The sequence below is a fragment of the Thermus sp. FJN-A genome, from assembly GCF_054655095.1.
Genome location: NZ_BAAHSC010000297.1, coordinates 1 through 236 on the forward strand (window position 1 = coordinate 1; position 236 = coordinate 236).

Sequence of the window (236 nt, forward strand, 5' to 3'; positions counted from 1 at the left end):
GGGGGGGGGGGGGGGGGGGGGGGGGGCGGGCCTCCCCGGTGACCCAGACCCTCCGGGCGGACCGGGGGAGGGCCTGCAGGAGGTCGGCGAGAAGCCTCCCCGAGAGGTCCAGCCGCCACTCCCTGAGGACCTGGGGCCTCCCCCGGACCATGCGCACCCGGTAGGCCACCACCTGGCCGTCCCGGCTCACCGCCAGGGTGCGGCCCAACTCGTCCTCAACCAGAACCCCTTCCCGC

Annotated in this window: 1 pseudogene; it reads right to left on the reverse strand. The window is 77.5% G+C overall.

Annotated elements, in window-relative coordinates:
* Positions 1 to 236, reverse strand: a pseudogene (locus ACYQ0J_RS13780) (metal-dependent hydrolase); the annotation flags it as partial.